Origin of the sequence: Pseudalkalibacillus sp. A8 (assembly GCF_045920555.1) — a bacterium.
In the GTDB taxonomy this organism is placed as follows: domain Bacteria; phylum Bacillota; class Bacilli; order Bacillales; family Fictibacillaceae; genus Pseudalkalibacillus.
On the sequence record NZ_CP174509.1, the window covers coordinates 5,916,408 to 5,939,565 of the forward strand.

A 23,158-nucleotide genomic window follows, 5' to 3' on the forward strand; every position below is an offset into this window, starting at 1 on the left:
GAGTCAGCCCCCTTTTTTATTCACCTGGAACGAGGATCAGTTCATCACTTGTTTGGTAATCTTCTTTCTTCAAACTTGTTGTATGGTACCCACCTTCCACCCAATCATCAATTTGGTCATCATACCAATTGCTTAAGACGTGCCCTGATTGCCCTGGTCCTACGACATTATGGGATTCAGTCGGAACAGCCATATCGACAACGGTCCGCCAAGCCGCTCCGTGGTTCACTTTTCCGGTTTTGTTATTCCATCCGGCTGCCATCACAGTCACGCGGCTCCCTCCTACTTCCGCTAGCTTAGGGTTGAACAGGAGATTAAACGGTTTGACTGAACCAAGCGGGTGTTCTAATAAAAGGGAATGATATTTTCCCCAGCGCCAATCATTGACGTTATCGCCTTGCAAGGCGGAGCATTCTTTTACAGCACGCCGGAAAGCTTCGGTGGCCACTTCATTCAAACCACCTGCTTCATGGATCCATATACTCGGCTCACCACGGCTGTCTTTTCGAATCAACTCGTCAACGACCTGTCCTCTTCCATCAAAGAGATTCATCATTTTAGAATTAATTTGGCCTTTAAATAAAACATTGCTAATCTCTGCCATCCAAAAATGGAATATGAGAGGTGCTCCCTGATCTTTACTATCTTCGTAGTTCCATCTCGCAAGCAAGGCGAAGGCATCATTTTCCACCTTATTAAAATCTTCTCTCGCTAACCTCTTAAGTAGCAACGGGATCATTTCTTCCGCTTGAAGGTTGTATTGGTCCATCTGAAGATCTTTCATGTCATCAGCCGAAAATTCCCGGGCTCTAGAAAGGCGCTGATCGATTCGTTCATAACGGTAAGGCTGCGCCCATGTATGTGTTATGTGATAAGGATACTCGTCCCCGATGATCTTATTGTTTGCGGTCGCGATAAAGCCTTTATCCGGATTGACAACCGTAGGCAACTCGTGCCATGGGATGAAACCTTCCCATTCATATTCATCCGTCCAACCCGGTACCGGTACCATGCTGTCCCCTTTTTTTCGGATCGGTATAAGACCATTCGCCCTGTATGCAATATCCCCATTTACAGAAGCAAAGACAAAATTTTGGGCAGGCGTATGGAAGTATGTCAGTGCTTCTTTAAATTCAGGCCAATTTTCCGCATGGTTCATCCTGATCACGGCTTCTAGTTCGGTAGACGGTTCCAATGCAGTCCATTTCAATGCTAATGCTGTCTCTTCTTGATTGTAATGCGCGTATTCAGAAATGATCGGTCCATGCCTCGTGATCATCACTTCATGGTCGATATCCGCCTCATCTTTCACTTTGATTGTTTCTTTGATGACCTCTGCTTTTTCCCATTCACCCTCATATAAAAACAAGGATGGGTCCGTAGGATTACGCTTTTCAATATATAAATCCTGGACATCCGGACCAACGTTCGTGACACCCCAGGCGATTTTTTCATTATGGCCGACGATGATACCTGGAATTCCAGCAAAAATGACACCACTTACGTTCAAGTCCCTGTTCTTCAAGTGGGTCTCATACCAAATTGATGGAGTACCGAGCCCTAAATGAGGATCGTTGGCAAGAAGCGGTAAACCGGATTCCGTTTTTTGGCCCGAAACCACCCAGTTATTACTCCCATTAAAGGGTGGCGGCACCACAGCGTCCGCTAAACTTTTCTCAATGTCGACCGGATTTTGTTTGATTGCCGATAAGACTTCTCCACCATTTTCCGGATCTGCAGGAAACAGCTCCAATGCTTTTTCTTCAGGGAATTTCTGCAATAAATATTGTCGAAATGCTTGCCCATTCCAATGGCCACCTAAGTCAAAAGCCATATATTTTGCAATGGCCAATGAATCGACTGGATTCCATTTTTCCGGTTTATATCCTAGCAGAATGAATTCAGGGGGAAGTGTATTTTTCTTTGTCGCTTCAGAAATAAATGCATTCACCCCTGCAGCATACCAATCCAGTACATTTCTCGCTTCAGAAGAGTATGCATCTAACGAAGATTCTGCTGCTCTTCTCAACCCAAGTGTCCGGAAAAAACGGTCTCGATCGACGGTTGCTTTTCCAACTACCTCGCTTAATCGTCCAGATGCAAGCCTTCTGCTTAAATCCATTTGAAATAATCGGTCCTGGGCTGTAACGTAACCTTGCGCAAAATATAGGTCCTTCAGGTTAGCAGCCTCTAAATGCGGAACACCTGCTTGGTCTCTATGAACAGACACAGGTCCGCTTATCCCGGTAACCACCTTTTCACCTTTGATGTCTGGTAAGCTCCTTTGGAGAATATAGACAGCAACAGAAGAGGCGATGAGTAATAGAATTATGATCACGGATAACCCGATGATCAGACCTCTTTTCCATATTGTCCCCCGGCTTATTCTATATTCTCTTTCTAAACCCTTCTCCATCTTTATCCCCCTGAACTCATGTAACAAAAATTAGTCTTCCTTGGCCCCTGGCCGTACAGCTTTTGCATTCTTAAGCTGATCTGTTATATCTATATGCGGACATCCGAGTTGTATAAGTTGTGCGGTTTCTGCAATCAGTCCTTCCAATTCTCTTACACTTCCACCCAAGTCAGTCCATGTAAGCAATCGATGAATCCTTTCAGAAAGACAATCAGGTTTCGCTTCCATCCTCTCACACGTCTCCGTCAACCATTTCAACCCTGGGTGATGGATGTACATTTCATTCAATGCACTCAAGCTCATGATCAGGTTCTTAGAGACTTCTACAAGCAGCGAATGCAAAAAAAGAGAATCTCTTCTATAAATGAGCGCTTCACGATTTTGCCATCTGCCATCAAAATCAAAAAAACGCAATATAAGATTTTCTTTAAGGATTTTGGGGTAAGGAAAGATAGATTCTGTATAGTGGTCAAACTGTCTTTCCCCCTTAAGAGCCATACCATCGGCAAGCGCTCCTACCAGACATTGCTTATCAAGTGAAATATCACCCTTTATCACCGATTGGATGTACTCTTCGATTGTAGAAGTGAGAAAACTGCTGATCTCGAATTTCGTACCATCTACCAAGTAGGTCTCAGACCATTCCTGCTCTTCATAAGGGTGAAAATCAAGGATTGTACCATCGACTTCTTTAATCGGGTTCAAACGGTCTTCATCATTAGGCGGCTCATCCCACAACAAGAAAAGTTCAATATCCGAGAACCGGTCATCCCAATTTCTTGAAACGGAGCCTCCAACAAAAATAACGTTAAGCTTCGGATTTATTTTCCTGCCATTTTCCGGGCTTGTTCAAATAAGTTCATGTACTTCTCCTCGATCATGATAATCTGTTCCAATTATATTAAAGTATCTTGAAAATGATGATGCTATTTTGAAAAGCACAGTATGTGTCTGTTACAGAGCGTTATAGGGGGGAACCAGAACCGATTGACGGTTAGAAACCCCCATTCCCGAACAAAATGAAAAGAAGTATATGTACATCCTATTCAATATTTTACCTTCATACCTATTTTTGATAGATTTACTTTATACCCTACATATAAGGAGTGCAGTCTCGTCATGCTGGATTGGTACAATACAACGATGGACTATGTCACCGATTTATCACTTTGGGTTGATATCGGTATTGCAATAGCCATCTTTATCGGTTTTGTCATTTTCAGAAAACTATTCACCAAATATATATTCAATTTAATTTCTAGATTGACTGACAAATCGTCAACTCAAGTCCTTCATAAAATTCTATTGGCTTTTGAAAAACCTTTGAATGCTTTTTTCATCTTTCTGGGACTTTATCTCGCTTTTCGATCGCTAGAATTCCGTACGGAAGATATTCACTTGCCTTTACGATTGTTCCGATCATCGGTGATCGTTTTAGTGACTTGGGGCTTGATAAACCTATCTTCATCTTCTTCGGTTCTTTTCAGAAGCATACACCGAAGATTGGATTTACAAATGGATCAAATATTGATTCCGTTCTTGTCCAGGGTTTTGAAAGTCGTCATCGGGGCGATCGCCGTCAGTGTGTTAGCCCAAGAGTGGGGATATAACGTCAATGGATTCGTTGCAGGTTTGGGAATTGGTGGATTGGCCTTTGCATTTGCGGCAAAGGAAGCATTGGGGAATCTTTTTGGCGGTGTCGTGATCATTATGGAACGTCCATTTTCCATCGGAGATTGGATACAAACGCCTTCCGTTGAAGGAGTGGTGGAAGATATCGGATTCCGCAGTACGCAGGTCAGGACATTTGCGGACGCCCATGTTACGGTACCGAATGCGAACATCGCAAATGAACCGATCACCAACTGGACGCGTATGAGAAAACGCCGAATCTCCTTCAATCTCGGGGTGGAATATACAACACCAAAGGAAAAGCTTGAAAGAGTGGTCGATCAGATCAGAACGATGCTGAAAGAACATCAAGAAGTCCATCCAGAATTGATCATCGTCAATTTTGACAGTTACAACTCAAGTAGTCTTGATATCATGATCTATTTCTTTACAAAAACGACTGCCTGGGTCAATTTCCTGGATGTAAAGCAGGATATCAACCTTCGCATCATGGAAATCCTCGATCGTGAAGGAGTCTCTGTCGCATTTCCAAGCAGAAGCATCTATATGCAAAATCCAGACCATTCGATGCATCCTGTGGAGGATTACAACCACAACACAAAGCCTAGTAAAAATGTCGATAATCGAGACGTTCAGACTAGAGGCTACGGGGATGAGGACGGAGAATAAAGAATATATCATAAAGAGAGGCTGCCAGATTCGGCAGCCTCTTTATCCATTTGTAGAATATTTGCTTATATCTTCCACTTTGCCATCCATGCGGTGAATGATCAACTGACTCGGACGGGATCGATCAGCAAGATCCTGGGCCTCTTGATAAGCCTCTTCTTTTCTCTCAAACGTCTTTTCAGGCTTATCGCGCCCCTCTACTTTTATGTCCCATCGTTTTTTATCATTCGGTACTATGTGATAAATCGTTTCCTCCATCCAGTACTCCTCCTTATAAATCGTTGTACAAAATAAATACCCCGTCTGCAAAATATTCACACATGATTTAGGGTTAAGTCTCATGTTTTCGGAAAAAGTAAACATACGGAGGTGATTATCTTGAAGAAAAAGAAAAAGGATCCTACTACGATTGGACTCCCCTCTTCCCAGCCTGAAGGACAAGGAACCGGATATGAAAAAGGACCTTCTGTCGATTCCGCAAGAAAGAAAACAAAGAAATAACTTGTGAAAAACTCTCGTAGTATCGAGAGTTTTATACTTTTATATTTAAACCACGAATAAGCAACTGGCGTATTGGGGTAAATATCTATATAAATGTATCAAGTGGGGTATCTATGTGGTCTTTTCCTATGCCAAGAGTTGTAGTGAGTAATGCTGGAGTTGGATGCTCTAAGCATAAGAAAGGGGCTGACCCAAAACATCGATGAAAATTGATGTTGGGTCAGCTTTATTTTTGAAGTGTTTTTTAGAATTTTTGAAGAAAACAAACGGATTTTGCGTCCTATACCGTCTCCATTTGCTTTCCTTGAATTAGATTTTTCATCTTTTTGAGATTGTGACCAATACTAACTAAGCCCCATTCGATTGTAACTTTCGAGAGGCCTCTTAAGTGAAAACGTTGAAATCCCTGATTATGTGTTTAGTGCAAAATAAAAGTACAGAGTATTGCAAGCCTAAAACATCATAGCAACTTTACTTGGAGAGGCGGGTATGCTAGCCTGGTTGGCACAGCCAGCCCTTGATACTGCTGGCTTCTTGGCTGGTAGTGCATACCCGTAGAGGCTCCATGTCAAGTTGCAACACTATGTATTTGCAATTGCAATTTTGTGTATTTTTTCACTGCAAAACACATTATGTTTCGTTTGTCCAAACACGGTTTCAACGTCGATTTTTCGTTGACTGTAAATCTGCTTTCCTTCTTTTGAAAGTAATCGTTCACGGATTTCCTTTCGTTGTTGGACATTTCTCAAAGATATGTAAATCGACTTTTGATCTTTCCCCTTCGCACATTTTTCCTGAAATGGGCAGCCGACACATTCTGCACAACGATAGGTCCGACTCGTCGATACATATCCGTGCTCATGAGTGCGTTTTCGCTCACCTTGAAAGGTCAACCGTTTGTTGTTGGCACAGATGAATTCATCAAGTTCCTCATCATATTCCATGTTTTCAACTCGGCCGATTTCTTTTTTCCATTTTCTTGTCTTCTCTTTTTCAAACGTATTAAACGGAATATAAGCTGTTATTTCATTCTCTTCAAGATGCGAATAGTTTTCTTCACTTCCATAACCTGAATCTGCGATGACATTGGATGGTAAAGGGCGGTTTTGTTCTAAAATATCTAGGTGGGGAATCAAACATTTTGGATCGCCTGCTCGCTGGTGAATACTAAAGCCTGTAATGAATTGATTCTCTGTTCCCATTTGAATATTGTATCCAGCTTTTAATTGTCCGTTTTTTCATGTGATCATCTTTCATACGCATGAAGGTTGCATCATGATCCGTTTTAGAATAACTATTTCGCCCCTTTACGATTTCGATTTGTCGATCATACTTTTGTTTCCTTGGAAGAAGATCTTTTTAAAGCTGCTTCTTCGCTTTTTTGGGTCTTTCTGGTTCTCTTCCAGATGCTTATCCAACTTTTTAACGGTATCCTGAATTTCTTCTACAGTAACGGGTTTTTCTTTAAGGCTTTCTTCGAGATTAGGCTGATTTTCTTTGACCTCGCCTTCGATGAATCGTTCGATGTCGAAGACGATCTTACGAAACTTTTTATCCAGGTTTTCACTATATCGTTTCGTTGCTTTCAACCAGACAAACGTGTATTTATTCGCATTTGCTTCTACCTTTGTTCCATCAAGATAGTAATCTTCTAAGGTAATAAAACCCTTTTGGTGTAAAAGTTCAATAATGGAAAAGAAGACATCATAAATAATTGGTTTCATGCGTTCAGATCGGAATCGGTTGATCGTTCGAAAATCAGGCTTCTGGTGGTTGCTGAGCCACATAAAGTAAATATTCTCTTGAAGCGCTTTTTCGATTTTACGCCCAGAATAGATTTTCTCGGCATAGGCATAGACAAGGATTTTTAACATCATTTTAGGGTGGTAGCTGCTTCGTCCGCCACCTTTATATTCTTGAAGAAGAATACCCTCGTCAAAGTTCTCAACGGCTTCATGAACAATACGTGCGAGGTGATGTGGGGGAACTTCAAGTTCTAGATCCATTGGTAGAATCAATTGGTCCATGTTATAATCAATGAAAGAAATATGATCATGTTTCATAAAAGAATCGTCCTTTCTGGATTGTGGTGTGGTAACTTCAATTATACAGAAAATAGGGCGATTCTTTTATGGTTTTAAGCAAAAATAGACCAAAAGTAGAGGGGCTGACCTCAGAAGGACAAATTAATGTCCTTTTGAGTCAGCCCCCCTTTCCTGTTTCACTATTTCAGGTTGTCATAATACTGATCGACCATCTTTTCAATTTCATCTTCATTAGGCTTGTCACCGGCGAATTCAAACGGCAGTTCTTGTTTGAACGTACCATTCTCATACACATGTACTGCCCCATTTTGATGAGAAACACTGTATTCGATTTCAAACGTAAAGTCTCCGCGTTGGATGGCTCCCATACCTCAACCTCCTCTATGGCCCTTAGTATAGCCAGAGTCAGTTCTTTTCATTTATGTCATGGATCTGCCAATCGATTTCCTCGATTCCATTTTCACGAAGAAAACGGTTGATCATGGAAAACGGACGACTTCCGAAAAATCCTCGATTCGCTGAAAACGGACTTGGGTGTGGCGACTTGATGATCAGATGATGATCATTCGCGATCAGCTCTTCCTTTTGCTGGGCGTGTTTTCCCCATAATAAGAAAACTATAGGCTTTTCACGTTCATTTAAAGTACGGATAACTGAGTTCGTAAAATTCTCCCAACCAAGCCCTTTATGGGAATTCGGCTGCTTATGCCGGACAGTAAGAACCGTATTCAGCATCAAGACACCTTGTTTAGCCCAATGGATAAGAGAGCCATGATTCGGCGGTTCACATCCTAGGTCATCTTTCAGTTCTTTAAAGATATTTTGCAAGGATGGTGGTTTCCTTACACCTGGCTGTACGGAGAAACTCAATCCATGAGCTTGTCCGGGACCATGATAAGGATCCTGTCCTAACAGAACGACCTTTGCCTCCTCATATGAGGTGAAATGAAGCGCATTGAAAATATCATTCATGTGGGGGTAGACTTTCTGCTGTCCGTATTCATGCTTCAATTGCTCGCGTAGCTCTAAATAATAGTCCTTTTGAAATTCGTCCTCCAGAACGTCAGACCAATCATTTTTTAAAATACCCATTTGATTCATCACCCGTTTTTTAAAAGATTACTAGATTTACAGGGTAGTATATCATAGGACTGGCTTCCATATCGATCAGATCACGCACCGATTTCGCTAATAAATGACATATTGATTTTTATTTCCCCGAGAATATTTGACAAAATTTTACGTTCTGAAGTTTTTCAAAATCCGGGCAGCCTCTTTTCATTGAAATACACGACGTCCCTGTAAAATGAGTCCCTCGTTTTCCGTTTTTCACTTTTTGAGGGTCTCATGGACGCTTTCAATTGTGTATTATCAGCCCATGACGTTATCTTCTCCATCAAAAGATACAATCACGATGGAAACCTTCCCTCGATAACTATACATCATTTCTTGTTTGTAGATTTTTTGAAAAATCTGCCCCTCCCCATTCTTTCACTATTATCATATGAATCCGAATTCTCTGTCATATACAAGTTTGCTATAATTGAGACAGTCGCTTTGGAAGAATCAGGAGGATAAACTATGGAAATCAAAAAATTGCCTATCGAAGATATCAGCGAATTCATCTCCATTGTCAGCCGTTCCTATCCTGGAATGAAGCTGGTTTCAGAAGATGATTTACAAAAAACTGCAGAAAGATTCATAGACATACAAGAAAATGATCCTACAACATCCCTATATGGCACCTACCGATCTGGGAAACTTGTAGGCGGCATGCAGTTCCATGACTTTGAAATGATGTTACATGGACAAAGAGTTCCCGTAGGAGGAATTGGTATGGTGGCTGTTGATCTTTTACATAAAAAAGAGGGTGTCGCAAAGTCACTCCTAGAATATTTTCATAAGCATTATCATGAGCAAGGAACCTATTTTACTGCCCTCTATCCGTTCCGACCAGACTTTTACAAGCAAATGGGTTATGGATATAGGACAAAAATGAGCCGGTACCGGGTACGCCCTGCTCACTGCCGAAAGGACCTTCAAAAGCACACATCTCTTATCTGACTTTGGATGACGTGAATAGGATTGTCGATTTTTATAACAAGACAGCTGCTCGTACCCACGGCCTCATGATCCGTAATGTCAAAGGTTTTTCGCGCCCGTTAAAGCAGCCAGGAAACTTTACGGTCGGGTATGTAAAAAATGGTGAAGTGAAAGGGTATGGCGGATTTTCGTTTAAATCGAATGCTGAAGATACTTTCCTGCAAAACGACATCATCATTCATGAGATGCTCTATGAGAATCAGGAAGTTCTTTCAGAAATGCTTACCTTTTTCCATTCGCAACACGATCAGATCCGCTCGATCTATTTTGATACACAGGATGAGTATTTTCATTATTTATTGTCAGACCCGAGTAATGGTACTGGTCACCTTATTCCCCACATTTATCATGAAAGCAATACACAAGGTGTCGGCTTGATGTACAGGGTTCTGGATACGGAAGGATTCCTGCAATCCCTGTCAGCACACAATTTCAATAATGTCACGATTTCATTGGATATGACCATCCAAGATTCATTTGTACCTGATAACAATCGTACGATTCAATTACATGTACAAAATGGAAGCTTGATGATAGGCGAGAAAGCAAAAGCTGATGTAGAAATCAAACTGGATATCTCTGATTTTTCATCTATGTTGATGGGGGTTGTACCTTTTGAAACGTTATATACCTATGGAAGAGCGGACATCTCTGATACAGCTTATCTCCATACAATAACGGATCTATTCCATACGCGTAAAAAACCGATTTGCTTGAATCGCTTTTAAGGAGGGCTATCAATGAATGAGAGATCGCACGAACGAAAGCTTACAAACCTTGCCGAAGTCACTTTGACAATCGGCCTCAACCTTCAAGAAACACAAACGCTCAATATCAATGCTGACTTGGATGCAGCCCCTTTCGTTCGGAAAGTAACGGAAATTGCTTATAAAAAAGGAGCACGGCATGTTCATGTCAATTGGATGGACCAAGAAATTTCGAAGCTGAAGATCAAACATGCACCTGAAGAAAGCCTATCTGAATTTCCAGATTGGAGCAAACACCGGTCGGAAGAGCTGGTAAAACAGAAAGCTGCATTTCTCTCGATCCGCAGTACTCTTCCTGAAGCCTTTTCTGGACTTGACCCGGATCGCGTAGGAACGTTCATGAAAACTTCCGCTATGGAACTTCAGCAAATTTCTTCTGCAAGAAAATCCGGGAAAATTGCGTTTTGCATCGTTTGTGTCCCGAATGAAAAATGGGCGCAGAGAGTCTATCCAAATGTCACACCTGAAGAAGCACTGGACAAGCTATGGGAAGCAATTTTCCAAATGACACGGGTGGATTGTGATGAACCTGTGGAGCAATGGAAAGCCCATATTGGATCTTTACTCTCAAAGGTGGATGAACTGAACGCCAAACGGTTTAAACAGCTCCATATCGAAGCTCCTGGCACGGACCTGGTCCTGGACCTTCCGGATCAGCATTTATGGGTTGGCGGCGGCGCCGTTACACAAGAAGGCCTCTTTTTCACACCGAACTTGCCGACTGAAGAGGTGTTCACCGCCCCAAAGAAGAATGGTGTCAATGGAACTGTGAAAAGTACCATGCCATTAATATATGGAGGGACTGCCATTGAAGATATCGAGCTTACGTTCGAGGCAGGAAAGATTACAAACGTGTATGCTTCCAAAGGGATTGAGACATTAAAGCATCTCATCAACAGTGATGACGGTTCCCATTTTCTCGGGGAAGTTGCCCTAGTACCAGAGGATTCACCAATCGCAAAAAGAAATACGATATTTTACAATACGTTGTTTGATGAAAACGCCTCATGTCACCTAGCAATCGGTTCAGCCTACCCTCTATGTATAGAGGAGGGGACGAATATGACCAGTGAAGAATTGAATCAGGCTGGGTTGAACACGAGTATCACGCATGTCGATTTCATGATCGGTTCGCCTGAAATGAACATCGACGGAATTCATCCGGACGGCCGACGTGAACAGTTGTTCCAAAACGGTTGCTGGATCAAGAAAAATTAATTGCATTTATCTTCAGGGGGTAAACTATGATTGCAACGTCAATCCGTAAAGGAAAACGCGTCTATTTAGGACGTTTTACAGAAGAAGATCTAGACAAGGTATCGGAGTGGTACCATGATGATGAATATATGCGATGTATGGATGCTTCTCCAAGCTTTCCGTTGTTGAAACGGGATTTCAAGGACTGGGTGGAGCAGAAACCCCGCGAACAAAAATCGTTTCTGTTCGCAATCCGCATGAATGAAGATGACAGGGTCGTCGGCTGGGTCGATCTGGACAGCATCCTTTGGCCTCATCGTAACGCCTGGCTTGCGATCGGAATCGGTGAGAAGGAGCATTGGGCCCAAGGACTTGGATACGAAACGATGGAGCTTATATTGAATTTCGCATTTTATGAATTGAATTTGCATCGTGTCCAATTGACTGTCTTCAGCTACAACAAGCGTGCCATCAAGTTGTACGAACGCCTTGGTTTTAAATATGAGGGCGCACAACGTGAATTTCTCCAGCGGGATGGTAACAGGTACGACATGTGCATGTATGGGATATTGAGCCACGAATGGACAGATAAGCACAAACTTCAATGAATATTTTATATGCAACGTCTGTCATAAGCGTTTCTTCTTCGTTTCTTGACGCTGAGTTGTTATAATCGTAAAAAAGTAATCCAATTGATAATGCATAGAAAAGTGCAGGGAATCGTAGGAGGGTTTTGCTTTGGATCCAATTGATATTTCAAAGGTACAGCCAATCATTGAGCGTTTTATCGATAAAGACGTATACATTCACCTTGAAACGACAAACGGAGCATACGCATCACACTTTAATGAAAAGATGTTTTCAGCTGGCGCTTATATCCGGAACGGGAAAATTAAATATACACGTGGAAAAATCACTGGAGAAGGACCATACCGAGCTGGTCTGAAAATGGATCTTGGTTGGATTTATGCTGAAGGGCTCACCCATTGGGAGCTTGATGCGAAAAATCGCTTGCTGATGGCAGGACATGATATGGAAGGAAAACTCGCAGTAGCCCTTCAGATCAGCGAAACGCCGTTTGAATAGAAAGGAGTCGGGCTTATGGAAAAACAAGTACTTGTGGTCTTCCCTCACCCAGATGATGAAGCATTTGGTGTTTCAGGGTCGATTGCATTGCATATAGAGAATGGAATACCCGTTACGTATATGTGTTTGACACTAGGTGAAATGGGCAGAAATATGGGAAACCCTCCTTTTGCAAACCGTGAATCCTTATCCGAAGTTCGGAAGATGGAGCTCCAAGAAGCCTGTAAAGTTCTTGGGATTGAGGATTTACGTATGATGGGGCTTCGGGATAAGACCATCGAATTTGAAGATCCAGAATGGCTTACAAACGAAATCACGAAAGCGATCGACGAGCTCGATCCCTCACTCATCATCACTTTCTATCCTGGTTACAGTGTACATCCTGACCATGAAGCATGTGGAGAAGCGGTCATTAAAGCTGTAAAAAGGATACCGGCACCAAAAAGACCTAAAGTTGAATGCGTCGCATTTTCCAATGACTGTGTCGAAAAGCTGGGTGAACCGGATGTTATCCGTGATGTCAGCAGGGTTCAAGATAAAAAAATCGCGACAATCGAAGCACATAAAAGTCAAACTGCAGGACTCATGGCCGGTATGAGGAAACGTCTTCAAGCAAACGAAGAGGAATTGATGAACTGGATCAAATACGAACGGTTCTGGACATATAAATTTGATTGAATTACAAAGAGGTGACTTCATAAAAAGTCACCTCTTTTGTATTATTCCTCTTCATTTTGGAGATTTTCAATCCGTTTTTGGAGTGGTAAAAAGAACCCCTTTGCCCTCTATTTCAATCGATTATTTGTCGTTTTCTTTTTCACTTTCTTGTTTTTTTCGGATGATTTTCTTGACTTCTTTTCGTTTCGACCTGTGAACTAATATATACAGCGTATCTCTTGGTTCCAGAGTCGTATTTCCAGTCGGTGTGATCAAGGAATCTCCTCGGATCACTGCAGTTATCAACGTATTTTCTGGAAGAGACAGATCTTTTATCTCTTCCCCTAAAATGGCCACACCTTCCTCTATTTCGATTTCCATCATTTCGTTCTTTGTTTTTCCGATTGAAACGAGTTCAAGACTATGCGGAACTTCTGCTTTTGCTCCTTTCGAAAACTTGAAGTACTTTGCGAGTGGCAATATGGTCGCCCCCTGGATTAATGCCGATGTTAAGACGACGAAGAAAACCACATTGAAGATCAAACCGCTGTTCTCTACATCTGTAACCAACGGGTACGTCGCTAATACAATCGGAACGGCCCCTTTCAATCCAGCCCATGATATGAAGAGTTTTTCTTTAACATTGAATTTTGCAAAGACTAAACTAATAAATACACCGACCGGCCTTGCTATGATCATGAGGATGAACGATAGCAAGATCCCCTGCCAAACGACCTGAAGCAATTGATTCGGGAAGATGAGCATTCCTAGTAATATGAACATGAGGATCTGCATCATCCATGCAAACCCTTCATTAAACCGGACAATGGAATGTCGGTAAATCATATCATGATTCCCGAGAAAGACTGCCATCGTATAGACAGCCAAAAAACCGCTCGCCTGAAAGATTGTCGTAATTCCGAAGGTGAAGATTGCTAAAGCGATGGATAAGACAGGATAAAGACCGGAAGAATCCAGGTTAATGTTATTGATCAGCCATGTAGCGGTTTTTCCTAATAGGAGGCCTATCAGCAACCCAATGCCCATCTGCCAAAAAAAGTTAAGGATCAACATTGCTGTATTCGTCTCTGGATTTTGGATCAATTCCAAAAAAGCTACAGTCAAAAAGATTGCCATCGGATCATTGGTACCCGATTCTGCTTCGAGGGTAGAGGTCAATGTTCGTTTGATATCCCTGCCCCCGAGGGAGGCGAATACAGCAGCAGCATCCGTGGAACCAACGATCGCCCCAAAAAGAAACCCTTCAAACCAGGTTACATCCAAAATGTATTTAGCAGCAGTACCGGTAACGGCAGCTGTGATAAGTACACCGAACGTCGCTAGTGACAGGGAGGGTTTGTAAACCTTCCTGATGTTCGCCCACTCGGTTTGCAGACCCCCTTCGAACAGGATGATGATCAAAGCCAATGTACCGATCAATTGTGTAAGCATCGCGTCATCATAATAGACATATTGGCTGACCACCATCCCGACCAAAATGAAAAATACCAAAGAAGGCAATCCCAGTCTGGATGAGAATTTTGCGGTGACAACACCGATTAATAATAAAATTGAAACAACGAGAATTGTATGATCCACACTGAATTCCATTTCCGTCCTCCCTATCTCTATTCAATTATTATATAAAAAGGACTTTACCAAAAACAAACATCTAAAGAAAACTTGGCGAGGCCAAGCCTTGTGAAGGTCGAGCCTTAGTTCCTCGAAAAAGCAATTGCTTTTCCTTCGTGCGGTGTATTGCTTCCGATGCCACCAGCTTGTGCCCTTATATTAAAGAAAGTATTTTATACTTTCTTTAAATGCAAACTGAAAAAAGCTTAATGCTGACATTCAGTCAACATTAAGCTTTCCTAGCTGGAATTTACTTTTGCACCGAAAATAGTTTTTGTAATTGGTCGGTATTGGTCGTCAAGTCAGCTAACGTATATTTGTCTAATACGGTAAAGTAGGCCTGCATCGCTTCATTCAATACCCCTTTCAGTTTACAAACAGGGCTGATTATACAAGTATCATTTGAGGAATCAAAACATTCGACCAGATAAAAGTCTTCCTCTGTTTTCCGGATCAGTTCCCCGATGTTGATCTCCTCCGGAGCCTTAGCAAGTTTGAAGCCGCCATTCCTACCCCTGACCGTTTTGATGACCCCCAGCTTTCCAAGTTCATGGATCACTTTCATCAAGTGGTTTTTTGATATTTTATAGATTTCCGCAATCTCTTTAATATTGACTAATTTGCCTTCCTTCTGAGCTGTCAGGTATATAAGAACCCTCAAGGAATAATCCGTATATTGGGTCAATCGCATCGTCTTCTATCCCCTCTCGTTAAGGAGTTTTTATTCTTTAATCGTACCATTTTGGTTGGTAAAGTGAAAGAATGTTACAAATCATGTGTCTTTTCGTTGAACACAAATGTGTCATTATTTTGAATGCTGTATTTTGGATATATCTTTAAAAACCGCTCTTTTTTATAATAAAGATGTAAACAAAATATATCTTTAAAATGTAAGGAGCTGTTTCAGATGCTAGATCAGAAGACCATTCAAACAATCAAATCGACTGTTCCTGTACTTAAAGAACATGGGACTACAATCACGTCCTGTTTCTATGAACTTCTTTTCACCAATCATCCTGAATTATTAAACTTATTCAACCATTCCAATCAACATAAGGGACGCCAGCAAGGCGCATTAGCAAATGCCGTTTATGCAGCAGCTGTGCATATTGATCGTCTGGAAGAAATCCTTCCGGCAGTTAAGCAGATCGCTAATAAACACCGTAGCCTTGGTGTAAAGCCTGAACAATATCCTATTGTTGGTGAAAATCTCTTGAAAGCGATCAAAGATGTGTTAGGAGATGCAGCCACTGATGAAATTCTTGATGCATGGGCAAAAGCCTATCAAGTCATTGCAGATGTATTCATCCAAGTGGAGGATGGCATGTATAAGGAAGCGGCAAAGCAACCTGGGGGCTGGAAAGACTTCCGTGAGTTTGAATTGGTGAAGAAGGAAGTCGAAAGCAAGGTGATCACTTCCTTTTACCTAAAGGCTGCGGATGGAAAGGAACTGGCAGATTTCACTCCTGGTCAATATATAAGTGTAAAAGTAGAGATTCCGAATGATCCTCATACTCATATTCGCCAATATAGCTTGTCTGATACACCTGATAAGAAACTTTACCGTCTTTCCATTAAGCGTGAAGGCCGTGTTTCCATGCACCTTCATGATAATGTGAAGGAAGGAGACCGTATACTCTTGAGTGCGCCGGCAGGAGACTTCATACTCAATACTGAATCGAAAAGACCACTCGTTCTGATCGGTGCAGGTGTCGGGCTCACTCCATTAGTAAGTATGCTGGAAACGACATTGATCCAATCGCCTGAACGCAACGTTCATTACATCCACGCCTCTATTAACGGGGAATATCAAGCAATGGGTGACCGGATCATCGAATTAACCGAAACCCACGAGCAATTGAAAGCCTATTTCTGTTTTGAAAAACCGACTGAAAAAGATCTTCAAAATCAATGTTTTGCCAAAGAAGGGTATATTGACATGCCTTGGTTGAAATCAACTATACCGCACGATGCTGATTATTACGTTTGTGGGCCTGAAGGCTTCATGAAAATGGTCATCCATAGCTTGAAACGACTGAACGTACCTGAAGGTCGAATCAATTTTGAATTTTTCGGACCAGCTATTGATTTGAGTGAAAAAAAGGTTACAGTTAAAAATTAAAAGCATTATAAAAAGAGGTTGACCGAATCAACCTCTTTCTTATATTTAATCGAATAATTGTTTATATTCGCCGTACCCTTCTTCCTCAAGTTCTTCCTTTGGGATAAAACGAAGTGCAGCTGAATTAATACAATATCTCAAACCATTTTCATCTGGTCCATCATTGAATACATGGCCTAAATGGGAATCTCCGAACTTACTTCTCACCTCTGTGCGGATCATGAAATGGCTGAGGTCTTTCTTTTCTTTAATCCTTGTAGAATGAAGGGATTTCGTAAAACTTGGCCACCCACACCCTGCATCATACTGATCCTCGGAACTGAATAAAGGTTCTCCAGAAACGATGTCGACATAGATACCTTCCCGTTCGTTGTTCCAAAACTCATTTTGAAAAGGCGGTTCTGTACCATTCTCCTGGGTTACGTTGTACTGCATGTCATTCAATTCTTGACGAAGCTTTTTGTCGTCCTTTTCCATCACCCAGTTTTCCTCAATAAAACCTTTGCGCCCTGAACCCTTATAGTAACGATCATAGTGATCAGGGTTCTTCTCATAATACTTTTGGTGATAGCTTTCTGCAGGATAAAATGTGGAAGCGGGAAAAATATCCGTTACAATCGGTTTAGAAAACCGCCCGCTTTCCTGTAAAATCTTTTTGGAGGCTTCAGCCATCTCTTTTTGTTCCTCATTATGATAATAGATGGCCGTTTTATAGGATTCCCCGCGATCATGGAATTGCCCCCCGGGATCTGTCGGATCGATTTGCTGCCAATAAAGGGTAAGGAGTTTTTCATACGGGAAAATTTCTGGATCAAAGGTGATTTGGACCGCTTCACGGTGCCCTGTCGTATTCGTAACCACTTCCTTATACGTTGGATTCTCCGTATGTCCGCCTGTATAACCCGATACGACTTTTTCGATACCCGGCATTTCATCGAACGGTTTTACCATACACCAGAAACAACCGCCTGCAAATGTTGCAAGTTGTAAATTTTGTTTGTTATCAGTCATGTTAACACCCCTTGCTATAAAGGCTATACCTTTATAAGTCATACTTCCTTAAAAAAATTCTTATATCTAATCATAGTGATTTGTATAAGTTTAGCAAGTAAAATGTTTTACAAAAATAAGGTAACTCCTTTTGGCTTTTTCATGTATTGTCGCTAACTGATTTTATCAGCAGAAGCTTGCCAATAATAAAGTGGAAGGACTGGCCATTGGAAAAGTGATAAGTATCAACCTGGCAGCTCCGATTATAGGGTTCTTCATCCATTCTGGTTGGAGATGTCTAGGACTGATCTTTCCACCATTCTGGATTTCAGAGGCTCTATTCACTAATTCAGAGGGAGCTAAAGCACCCCTCCTCTTGGGTGCATCCATCTACCATGCCTTCCTCCTTTTGTGGTTGGTACAGAGGCTCGAGAAAAGGATCGGGTAGTATTTTCCTGGTCAAGACCTGAACTTCAGCAGTTCTAACGGGTGTTTTTGGTTCTATATTTCTAAAAAAAGCCGTCCAACTCAGGACGGCTTTTGCGCAACAAGGGTGAATAGTTTAGGTATTCCGATATCATGGACTTTTTGATTTGGTTCTTCATCGAGTGTTTTAACAACCAGTCCAATATCGGCCACGGCGGTTATGAGTTCTCCTAGGGTCCATTTCCTTTGTAACACTTGGGCTTTTTCACTTTCTCTTTCTGATGAATACTTAGAGAAGGCAACCTGTCTGTTTTCAATCATCGGATCAAAATAGTTTCCGCTAACCTTATGCTTTTTCCCTTTTGATGTGATCAGTTTAGTTGAGATTGGATGGAACTCGTGCAATACCAGTTGCCCTCCTGGCTTCAATAAGCGATGGATTACTCGAACGAGCGGTTCCAGGTTGATGAAGTAATGGAGGACACCTAGCTCCATCAAGACAAAATCATACAAATCCTCAGATCCCTCGCCTTTGAAAGAAAGCACATCTGAGACTTCGTATTGGATGTTTACCCCAGCTGCACCAGCAACTTCTACTGCAAATGCGGCATTCTCTTGGGAAAAATCAACAACCGTAACATCAGCCCCTAATAAAGATAAGGCAATTCCTTTGATCCCATTCGATCCCATCAAATGTGCAATTTTTTTCCCATCAACAGGCTCCATATATCGATAAAAGGATCCTAATCTTCCTTCAGGATGCTGCTTGATTTTGTCGGCAACCTCCTCTGGTGCTCCATAACGGTTGATCAATGCTTGATAATTGTTCTGATTCCAAGCGACTTGATTCTGCTCGGTCATTCGCATCTGCAAATCATAAAGATGTTGGTTGATCACCTCTTCGTAACGAGGATTTCTCCTTTTTGTATAAAGAGACTGACACCAATAATGTAAGCCGTCCCTCTCCAGTTGAATTCGAAAAGGGTCTGTCCGTATTGCTTTATTGTACACACATTTCACCCGAACCGAGGTCCCCTCCATTTCAAAATGAAAGCTCCCTATGTCTTTCGTCCTTTCAATAGGAGTTGGGCCATATGGCGTGAAAAGGCCATGAACCGATTCAACCAGATCCCACTGTACTTCTATCGCCACTTCTTCTAGTTTCACCGGGACTCCTTGAATCATAAGTGCTGTCTCTTCAATAAATTGATACGGTATTGATTGTTGATCGAACACAGCAGCTAAATTACAAATATCCAACCAATAATTTGATGATTGCATTACGCTTCCTCCGTCACTTGTATATCTCATTATAAGATGACAGAATCGAAACCAAATTTCAATAGAACAGGCACCCCCTTGAGAGGTGCCTGTTTAAAAAGATTAGTTGGTCAAGTGTGGTTCTTTGGTGGAGACAGTGATTGGTTGATAGCTTACTTTTTCGCCATTTTTCAATATTGCAGTGCCCTGATATGTGTATTCTTGTCCTGCTTCAACTGTTTCATCGATATAGCTCGTCTCATTCACTTCTGAAAGCAGCTCACCATTCCGTTCAAGAACAAATCGTTCTGCATTCTGCTCCTCCCACGTCAGATCTACTACGTTCCCCTCCTTCAATTCTGCCTCAGATTCAGGCTGTGGAGACGGCTTTCCTGCAACAATGACATGAAGTCGATCATTACTCTCTGCAGTACCAGCAAAGTTCTCAGCTTCTGCGATAAGGAAGTAGTTACCATTTAAGAAAAACTGTAAATGGATAAAAGATCCACCCAAAGTTTATTATATAGGGAATTTCGATTATTCAGGTATTGAATTTTCTGCATTGATGAATCCATGTCCGTAAATATTCGGATCAAGATCATTCTTTTTGTCTGCACCGTTGATCAGCATCTGCTTGATTTGGTCAGGATCAGCGTCTGGATTGTGTTGGAGCATCAGTGCCACGACACCTGCACAGATCGGTGTAGCCATCGATGTACCTGACATCAAGAAATAATCGTTGTCGACCCGACTTGATTTTTGTAATTTATCGATAAAAGAATTCGGAGAACGCAAGGAAACAATATTGACACCTGGGGCCAGGATGTCAGGTTTTTGTACCCCATACACAGTAGGCCCTCTGCTTGAGAAACTAGCGACATCATCATCTGAGCTGTCTACTGTATCATTGTCATCATACGCACCTACTGTGATGACACGGTCACTTACACCTGGGCTTGCTATCGTTTGTGCATCCGGTCCGCTGTTCCCAGCTGCTACACATAACACGATTCCATTTTCCCAGGCTTTTTCGACACTTTGGACCATCGGATCCTTGTCTTCCTGTTCATATTTTTGAGCGGTGGCACCAAGGGACATACTGATCACGTCAATTTTTTTATCCGGATTGTTCACATTATATTGGAGGCACCAATCGATCCCTTGCATGATTGATTCAAGGGTGCCGGAGCCCATCTTGTCCAATACTTTTATACCAATAAGATTAGCTTCATAAGCAGGCCCTTTATATTTTCCATCGGAAGCTGCTCCGTTTCCTGCTGCATCACCGGCACAGTGTGTGCCGTGGCCATTGTCATCATATGGCTCTTCCTTCTGATTGACGAAATCCACAAAGTCGATGATTCTTCCATCAATATCCTGGTGTGGATAGATTCCCGTATCAATCACGGCGATGGTGACACCCTTTCCTGATAAAGTCGTATTATTACGAACGATATCTTCAGCACCTGCTGCTGGGGTGGCTACATCGAGCAATGCTTGTACTTGTCGATTTAAATAAATTCTTTTTATATGAGGACATTTGCCAAGGATGTCTTCCAACATGGCTGGCGTGGCATTGATACTACAACATGAAACAAATGAGAATGTTTTTCTCATATTGCATCGTGTATGGCTTTTGACAAATTTGTGTATCTCTTGACAACCATTTTCAAATGTATCCTGTTGAAACTCGATGATCACTGAAACTTTCTTCATCTTTTTAATGAAACGTTCAACAGTTTTATGCATAAAACAAGGAATCCACGTGAAAGGCTTATACATGTAAAGCATTTGTTCACGCAGGGGGTGGTCGATTTTATGAGCATAGGTCCGTATAGTCTGAACCATAGAATAACCAAACATCTTTTCACCTCTATCATTTTGTCAGGTTTTTACTAGATTATGAGAATCTATTAAAAACGTAACGGTGTCCGCCTATTTGATAGAGAAAGAGGCATGTGGATTTTTGGTAGCCTTTATAAAAAGGACAGATGCCTTCTAAGCATCCGTCCGATAATTTTTTATTGCGTCGTCTGTCCTATCATCGACAACCGCTTGATCTCTTGCTCAATTTCATCTTTCAGAACTTCAACTACATGATAATCCATTGCTTTGATATAGTACCTCTCCAATTCGTCATGATATTCCTTCGCTTCTGCCAGACATTGTATCGCACTTTTCATATTCGTGGCATATCGTTCGGTTATATCCAATAATTCTGCTGCATATTTTTCATCGGTTCCTGGCGCGATCGTCCTTTTGTACATATCTACGATTTCATCATTTTCACGGTCTGGAAAATATTCATGAGGTGCTGTACTATCAAAGATTGCAATCCCAAGCTCACGTATGATGACCATATCAAGACTGTTCGGATCGAATCCGCAATGATAGATTTCTACGTCGAAGCCTTTATCATCCGCTGTAGTAGCGATTTTTTTCAGTAATGTCGATTTCCCTGATCCAGGTCTTCCTTTTATGAAATAGCGTTTGTAGATATCTTCCGTCAGATTCGGGACAAAATCTACTGCTCCTTTTGGCGTTGCAGCTCCCAGGAAGCGATGAACAACCTTCGCACCTTTGTTCAACGATTTTCCTGCAAAAAATTCTTCGATCAATTCAGTTGTCAGTTGGTCGGCTTTTGTAAAGTCCATATTTTCGATATAGATCTTTTCCCATTCATCATGGACTACCAATGCTTTAGAAAAATAGGAATAAGCTTCATCATAAGCATTAGCAATGTTACCGTTGAGCTTCTTGATTTCTTCACGGTGAGCTTCCAACACGGTTGAATCCCAAGCTGTACCTAAATTTACATATTCCTCGATCGCTCCAGGATATTTTGGTTCGATTACATGTGGAGCCGTTCCATCAACTATCCCTACTTTTAGACAAGGTATGATCACCCCATCGATCGAATCATTATCTGATGAACAATGGAGAAATTCTATATCATAGCCTTTGTCATTCCATTCATACCCGATTGCTTTCATTAGCGAGGATTTACCTGTACCGGGTCCGCCTTTCAAGATGAACAACCGGTCCAACCCATCAAGGCATGATTCATATAAACTGTGAAAACCTCTAGCCGTATTGCCGCCTGCAAAATAATTTGTGATTTTACCTGGCAAAAAGAGCACTCCCTTCCATTTTATCATTGGGTTGCCTCTCTTATCGTATGCAGGTAGCCTTTTTTAGGTGATAGCCTATGAAAATCTCTGTTTTGAAAAGAACTTAAACAGGGAACTTTATAAAGGAATTTATTTTACGGAGGGATAGTAATGGACGTCCACCTGAAAAGAATTTATGAATCAAAGTCTGAAAAGGACGGACAAAGAATACTTATAGATCAAGTTTGGCCCAGAGGAATATCAAAAGAAAAGGCAGAATTGGATGTTTGGCTTAAAGAGATCGCTCCAAGTACGGACTTACGTAAATGGTTCGGCCATGATCCCGAGCGTTTTGAAAGGTTCAAGGAACAATACAAAAAAGAATTGGATTATGATGAAGAAAAGCAACAAGCAGTAGAAAAGTTAAAATCATATATCAAAAAAGGGAAAGTGACTCTTTTGTATACGGCAAGAGACCAAAAACACAATCATGCAATCGTGTTAAAAGACCACCTCTCCTAAAAAGCAACGGATGATCAGATAGC

The 23,158-nt window shown here is 41.6% G+C and carries 24 protein-coding genes and 2 pseudogenes; 10 read left to right on the plus strand and 16 right to left on the minus strand.

What is annotated here, in order from left to right:
- Positions 1-16: 16 nt before the first annotated feature.
- Positions 17-2,416 carry a penicillin acylase family protein gene (locus tag ACJROX_RS29500; protein ID WP_408008721.1) on the minus strand — a complete coding sequence of 800 codons (2,400 nt, stop codon included), beginning with the start codon at positions 2,414-2,416 and terminating at the stop codon, positions 17-19.
- A gap of 30 nt (positions 2,417-2,446) precedes the next feature.
- Positions 2,447-3,154, minus strand: coding sequence for a cytoplasmic protein (locus ACJROX_RS29505; protein WP_408008722.1), 708 nt, complete (start codon positions 3,152-3,154; stop codon positions 2,447-2,449).
- A 381-nt stretch (positions 3,155-3,535) separates the two neighbouring features.
- Between ACJROX_RS29505 and ACJROX_RS29510 the strand changes: the two genes are divergently transcribed.
- Positions 3,536-4,717, plus strand: coding sequence for a mechanosensitive ion channel family protein (locus ACJROX_RS29510; RefSeq protein ID WP_408008723.1), 1,182 nt, complete (start codon positions 3,536-3,538; stop codon positions 4,715-4,717).
- Positions 4,718-4,759: 42 nt separating this feature from the next.
- Here the strand turns inward: ACJROX_RS29510 and ACJROX_RS29515 are convergent, their stop codons facing one another.
- Complete coding sequence (locus ACJROX_RS29515) at positions 4,760-4,975, minus strand: DUF2188 domain-containing protein (protein WP_408008724.1); 216 nt, start codon at positions 4,973-4,975, stop codon at positions 4,760-4,762.
- A gap of 120 nt (positions 4,976-5,095) precedes the next feature.
- Between ACJROX_RS29515 and ACJROX_RS29520 the strand changes: the two genes are divergently transcribed.
- The gene (locus ACJROX_RS29520) at positions 5,096-5,218 is read left to right on the plus strand and encodes a YuzL family protein (protein WP_221567401.1); all 123 of its coding nucleotides are present in this window, start codon (positions 5,096-5,098) and stop codon (positions 5,216-5,218) included.
- A 280-nt stretch (positions 5,219-5,498) separates the two neighbouring features.
- Here the strand turns inward: ACJROX_RS29520 and ACJROX_RS29525 are convergent.
- The 5 genes and pseudogenes from ACJROX_RS29525 to ACJROX_RS29545 all read right to left on the minus strand — a co-directional run.
- A pseudogene (locus ACJROX_RS29525) lies at positions 5,499-5,621 on the minus strand (transposase); the annotation flags it as partial.
- A 220-nt stretch (positions 5,622-5,841) separates the two neighbouring features.
- Positions 5,842-7,281, minus strand: a pseudogene (locus ACJROX_RS29530) (IS1182 family transposase); the annotation flags it as partial.
- Positions 7,282-7,442: 161 nt separating this feature from the next.
- Positions 7,443-7,631, minus strand: a complete 189-nt coding sequence (locus ACJROX_RS29535) for a DUF5370 family protein (protein ID WP_408008725.1) — start codon at positions 7,629-7,631, stop codon at positions 7,443-7,445.
- A 37-nt stretch (positions 7,632-7,668) separates the two neighbouring features.
- Positions 7,669-8,355: a uracil-DNA glycosylase gene (locus tag ACJROX_RS29540; protein ID WP_408008726.1), complete on the minus strand. Its 687-nt coding sequence runs from the start codon at positions 8,353-8,355 to the stop codon at positions 7,669-7,671.
- A gap of 164 nt (positions 8,356-8,519) precedes the next feature.
- Entirely contained in the window at positions 8,520-8,660 is a 141-nt protein-coding gene (locus ACJROX_RS29545) for a hypothetical protein (RefSeq protein WP_408008727.1), read from the minus strand.
- A gap of 184 nt (positions 8,661-8,844) precedes the next feature.
- Between ACJROX_RS29545 and ACJROX_RS29550 the strand changes: the two genes are divergently transcribed.
- The 6 genes from ACJROX_RS29550 to bshB2 all read left to right on the plus strand — a co-directional run bounded on the left by ACJROX_RS29550 (position 8,845) and on the right by bshB2 (position 13,094).
- On the plus strand, positions 8,845-9,327 hold the full coding sequence (locus ACJROX_RS29550) for a GNAT family N-acetyltransferase (protein WP_408008728.1): 483 nt from the start codon (positions 8,845-8,847) through the stop codon (positions 9,325-9,327).
- A gap of 11 nt (positions 9,328-9,338) precedes the next feature.
- On the plus strand, positions 9,339-10,094 hold the full coding sequence (gene eis / locus ACJROX_RS29555) for an enhanced intracellular survival protein Eis (protein WP_408011832.1): 756 nt from the start codon (positions 9,339-9,341) through the stop codon (positions 10,092-10,094).
- 12 nt (positions 10,095-10,106) lie between these two features.
- The gene (locus tag ACJROX_RS29560) at positions 10,107-11,351 is read left to right on the plus strand and encodes an aminopeptidase (protein ID WP_408008729.1); all 1,245 of its coding nucleotides are present in this window, start codon (positions 10,107-10,109) and stop codon (positions 11,349-11,351) included.
- Between the two features lie 26 nt (positions 11,352-11,377).
- Positions 11,378-11,938 (plus strand): GNAT family N-acetyltransferase, encoded by a 561-nt coding sequence (locus ACJROX_RS29565; RefSeq protein WP_408008730.1) that lies wholly within the window; start codon positions 11,378-11,380, stop codon positions 11,936-11,938.
- 130 nt (positions 11,939-12,068) lie between these two features.
- A complete protein-coding gene (locus ACJROX_RS29570) occupies positions 12,069-12,416 on the plus strand; it encodes a YojF family protein (RefSeq protein WP_408008731.1) in 348 nt (115 codons plus the stop codon).
- A 15-nt stretch (positions 12,417-12,431) separates the two neighbouring features.
- Positions 12,432-13,094 carry a bacillithiol biosynthesis deacetylase BshB2 gene (gene bshB2 / locus ACJROX_RS29575; RefSeq protein WP_408008732.1) on the plus strand — a complete coding sequence of 221 codons (663 nt, stop codon included), beginning with the start codon at positions 12,432-12,434 and terminating at the stop codon, positions 13,092-13,094.
- A 120-nt stretch (positions 13,095-13,214) separates the two neighbouring features.
- On the opposite strand, the gene ACJROX_RS29580 is transcribed toward bshB2, so the two are convergent.
- Together ACJROX_RS29580 and ACJROX_RS29585 are read right to left on the minus strand one after the other, a co-directional pair.
- Entirely contained in the window at positions 13,215-14,684 is a 1,470-nt protein-coding gene (locus ACJROX_RS29580; protein ID WP_408008733.1) for a potassium/proton antiporter, read from the minus strand.
- A 271-nt stretch (positions 14,685-14,955) separates the two neighbouring features.
- A complete protein-coding gene (locus ACJROX_RS29585; RefSeq protein WP_408008734.1) occupies positions 14,956-15,396 on the minus strand; it encodes an RrF2 family transcriptional regulator in 441 nt (146 codons plus the stop codon).
- A gap of 216 nt (positions 15,397-15,612) precedes the next feature.
- Between ACJROX_RS29585 and hmpA the strand changes: the two genes are divergently transcribed.
- On the plus strand, positions 15,613-16,827 hold the full coding sequence (gene hmpA / locus ACJROX_RS29590) for an NO-inducible flavohemoprotein (RefSeq protein ID WP_408008735.1): 1,215 nt from the start codon (positions 15,613-15,615) through the stop codon (positions 16,825-16,827).
- A 45-nt stretch (positions 16,828-16,872) separates the two neighbouring features.
- On the opposite strand, the gene msrA is transcribed toward hmpA, so the two are convergent.
- From msrA to ACJROX_RS29620, 6 genes are all read right to left on the minus strand, one after another.
- On the minus strand, positions 16,873-17,838 hold the full coding sequence (gene msrA, locus ACJROX_RS29595) for a peptide-methionine (S)-S-oxide reductase MsrA (RefSeq protein WP_408008736.1): 966 nt from the start codon (positions 17,836-17,838) through the stop codon (positions 16,873-16,875).
- Positions 17,839-18,003: 165 nt separating this feature from the next.
- Entirely contained in the window at positions 18,004-18,207 is a 204-nt protein-coding gene (locus ACJROX_RS29600; RefSeq protein ID WP_408008737.1) for a hypothetical protein, read from the minus strand.
- A gap of 138 nt (positions 18,208-18,345) precedes the next feature.
- On the minus strand, positions 18,346-19,524 hold the full coding sequence (locus ACJROX_RS29605; protein ID WP_408008738.1) for a class I SAM-dependent methyltransferase: 1,179 nt from the start codon (positions 19,522-19,524) through the stop codon (positions 18,346-18,348).
- A 102-nt stretch (positions 19,525-19,626) separates the two neighbouring features.
- Positions 19,627-20,016: a hypothetical protein gene (locus ACJROX_RS29610; RefSeq protein WP_408008739.1), complete on the minus strand. Its 390-nt coding sequence runs from the start codon at positions 20,014-20,016 to the stop codon at positions 19,627-19,629.
- Between the two features lie 24 nt (positions 20,017-20,040).
- A complete protein-coding gene (locus ACJROX_RS29615) occupies positions 20,041-21,366 on the minus strand; it encodes a S8 family peptidase (RefSeq protein WP_408008740.1) in 1,326 nt (441 codons plus the stop codon).
- A gap of 158 nt (positions 21,367-21,524) precedes the next feature.
- The gene (locus tag ACJROX_RS29620; protein WP_408008741.1) at positions 21,525-22,661 is read right to left on the minus strand and encodes a PRK06851 family protein; all 1,137 of its coding nucleotides are present in this window, start codon (positions 22,659-22,661) and stop codon (positions 21,525-21,527) included.
- Positions 22,662-22,784: 123 nt separating this feature from the next.
- On the opposite strand from ACJROX_RS29620, the gene ACJROX_RS29625 reads away from it, so the two are divergent.
- Complete coding sequence (locus ACJROX_RS29625; protein ID WP_408008742.1) at positions 22,785-23,135, plus strand: DUF488 domain-containing protein; 351 nt, start codon at positions 22,785-22,787, stop codon at positions 23,133-23,135.
- The last annotated feature ends 23 nt before the right edge of the window (positions 23,136-23,158 follow it).

What these genes read in the sequence shown, in the direction of transcription:
- ACJROX_RS29515 (WP_408008724.1), bottom strand. Translation starts at nt 4,975, where the DNA reads ATGGAGGAAACGATTTATCACATAGTACCGAATGATAAAAAACGATGG.
- ACJROX_RS29615 (WP_408008740.1), bottom strand. Translation starts at nt 21,366, where the DNA reads ATGTTTGGTTATTCTATGGTTCAGACTATACGGACCTATGCTCATAAA.
- msrA (WP_408008736.1), bottom strand. Translation starts at nt 17,838, where the DNA reads ATGACTGATAACAAACAAAATTTACAACTTGCAACATTTGCAGGCGGT.
- ACJROX_RS29540 (WP_408008726.1), bottom strand. Translation starts at nt 8,355, where the DNA reads ATGGGTATTTTAAAAAATGATTGGTCTGACGTTCTGGAGGACGAATTT.
- ACJROX_RS29585 (WP_408008734.1), bottom strand. Translation starts at nt 15,396, where the DNA reads ATGCGATTGACCCAATATACGGATTATTCCTTGAGGGTTCTTATATAC.
- ACJROX_RS29510 (WP_408008723.1), top strand. Translation starts at nt 3,536, where the DNA reads ATGCTGGATTGGTACAATACAACGATGGACTATGTCACCGATTTATCA.
- ACJROX_RS29620 (WP_408008741.1), bottom strand. Translation starts at nt 22,661, where the DNA reads ATGATAAAATGGAAGGGAGTGCTCTTTTTGCCAGGTAAAATCACAAAT.
- ACJROX_RS29600 (WP_408008737.1), bottom strand. Translation starts at nt 18,207, where the DNA reads ATGGATGCACCCAAGAGGAGGGGTGCTTTAGCTCCCTCTGAATTAGTG.
- ACJROX_RS29605 (WP_408008738.1), bottom strand. Translation starts at nt 19,524, where the DNA reads ATGCAATCATCAAATTATTGGTTGGATATTTGTAATTTAGCTGCTGTG.
- ACJROX_RS29500 (WP_408008721.1), bottom strand. Translation starts at nt 2,416, where the DNA reads ATGGAGAAGGGTTTAGAAAGAGAATATAGAATAAGCCGGGGGACAATA.
- bshB2 (WP_408008732.1), top strand. Translation starts at nt 12,432, where the DNA reads ATGGAAAAACAAGTACTTGTGGTCTTCCCTCACCCAGATGATGAAGCA.
- ACJROX_RS29565 (WP_408008730.1), top strand. Translation starts at nt 11,378, where the DNA reads ATGATTGCAACGTCAATCCGTAAAGGAAAACGCGTCTATTTAGGACGT.
- ACJROX_RS29550 (WP_408008728.1), top strand. Translation starts at nt 8,845, where the DNA reads ATGGAAATCAAAAAATTGCCTATCGAAGATATCAGCGAATTCATCTCC.
- ACJROX_RS29625 (WP_408008742.1), top strand. Translation starts at nt 22,785, where the DNA reads ATGGACGTCCACCTGAAAAGAATTTATGAATCAAAGTCTGAAAAGGAC.
- ACJROX_RS29535 (WP_408008725.1), bottom strand. Translation starts at nt 7,631, where the DNA reads ATGGGAGCCATCCAACGCGGAGACTTTACGTTTGAAATCGAATACAGT.
- hmpA (WP_408008735.1), top strand. Translation starts at nt 15,613, where the DNA reads ATGCTAGATCAGAAGACCATTCAAACAATCAAATCGACTGTTCCTGTA.
- ACJROX_RS29580 (WP_408008733.1), bottom strand. Translation starts at nt 14,684, where the DNA reads ATGGAATTCAGTGTGGATCATACAATTCTCGTTGTTTCAATTTTATTA.
- ACJROX_RS29560 (WP_408008729.1), top strand. Translation starts at nt 10,107, where the DNA reads ATGAATGAGAGATCGCACGAACGAAAGCTTACAAACCTTGCCGAAGTC.
- ACJROX_RS29545 (WP_408008727.1), bottom strand. Translation starts at nt 8,660, where the DNA reads ATGGAGAAGATAACGTCATGGGCTGATAATACACAATTGAAAGCGTCC.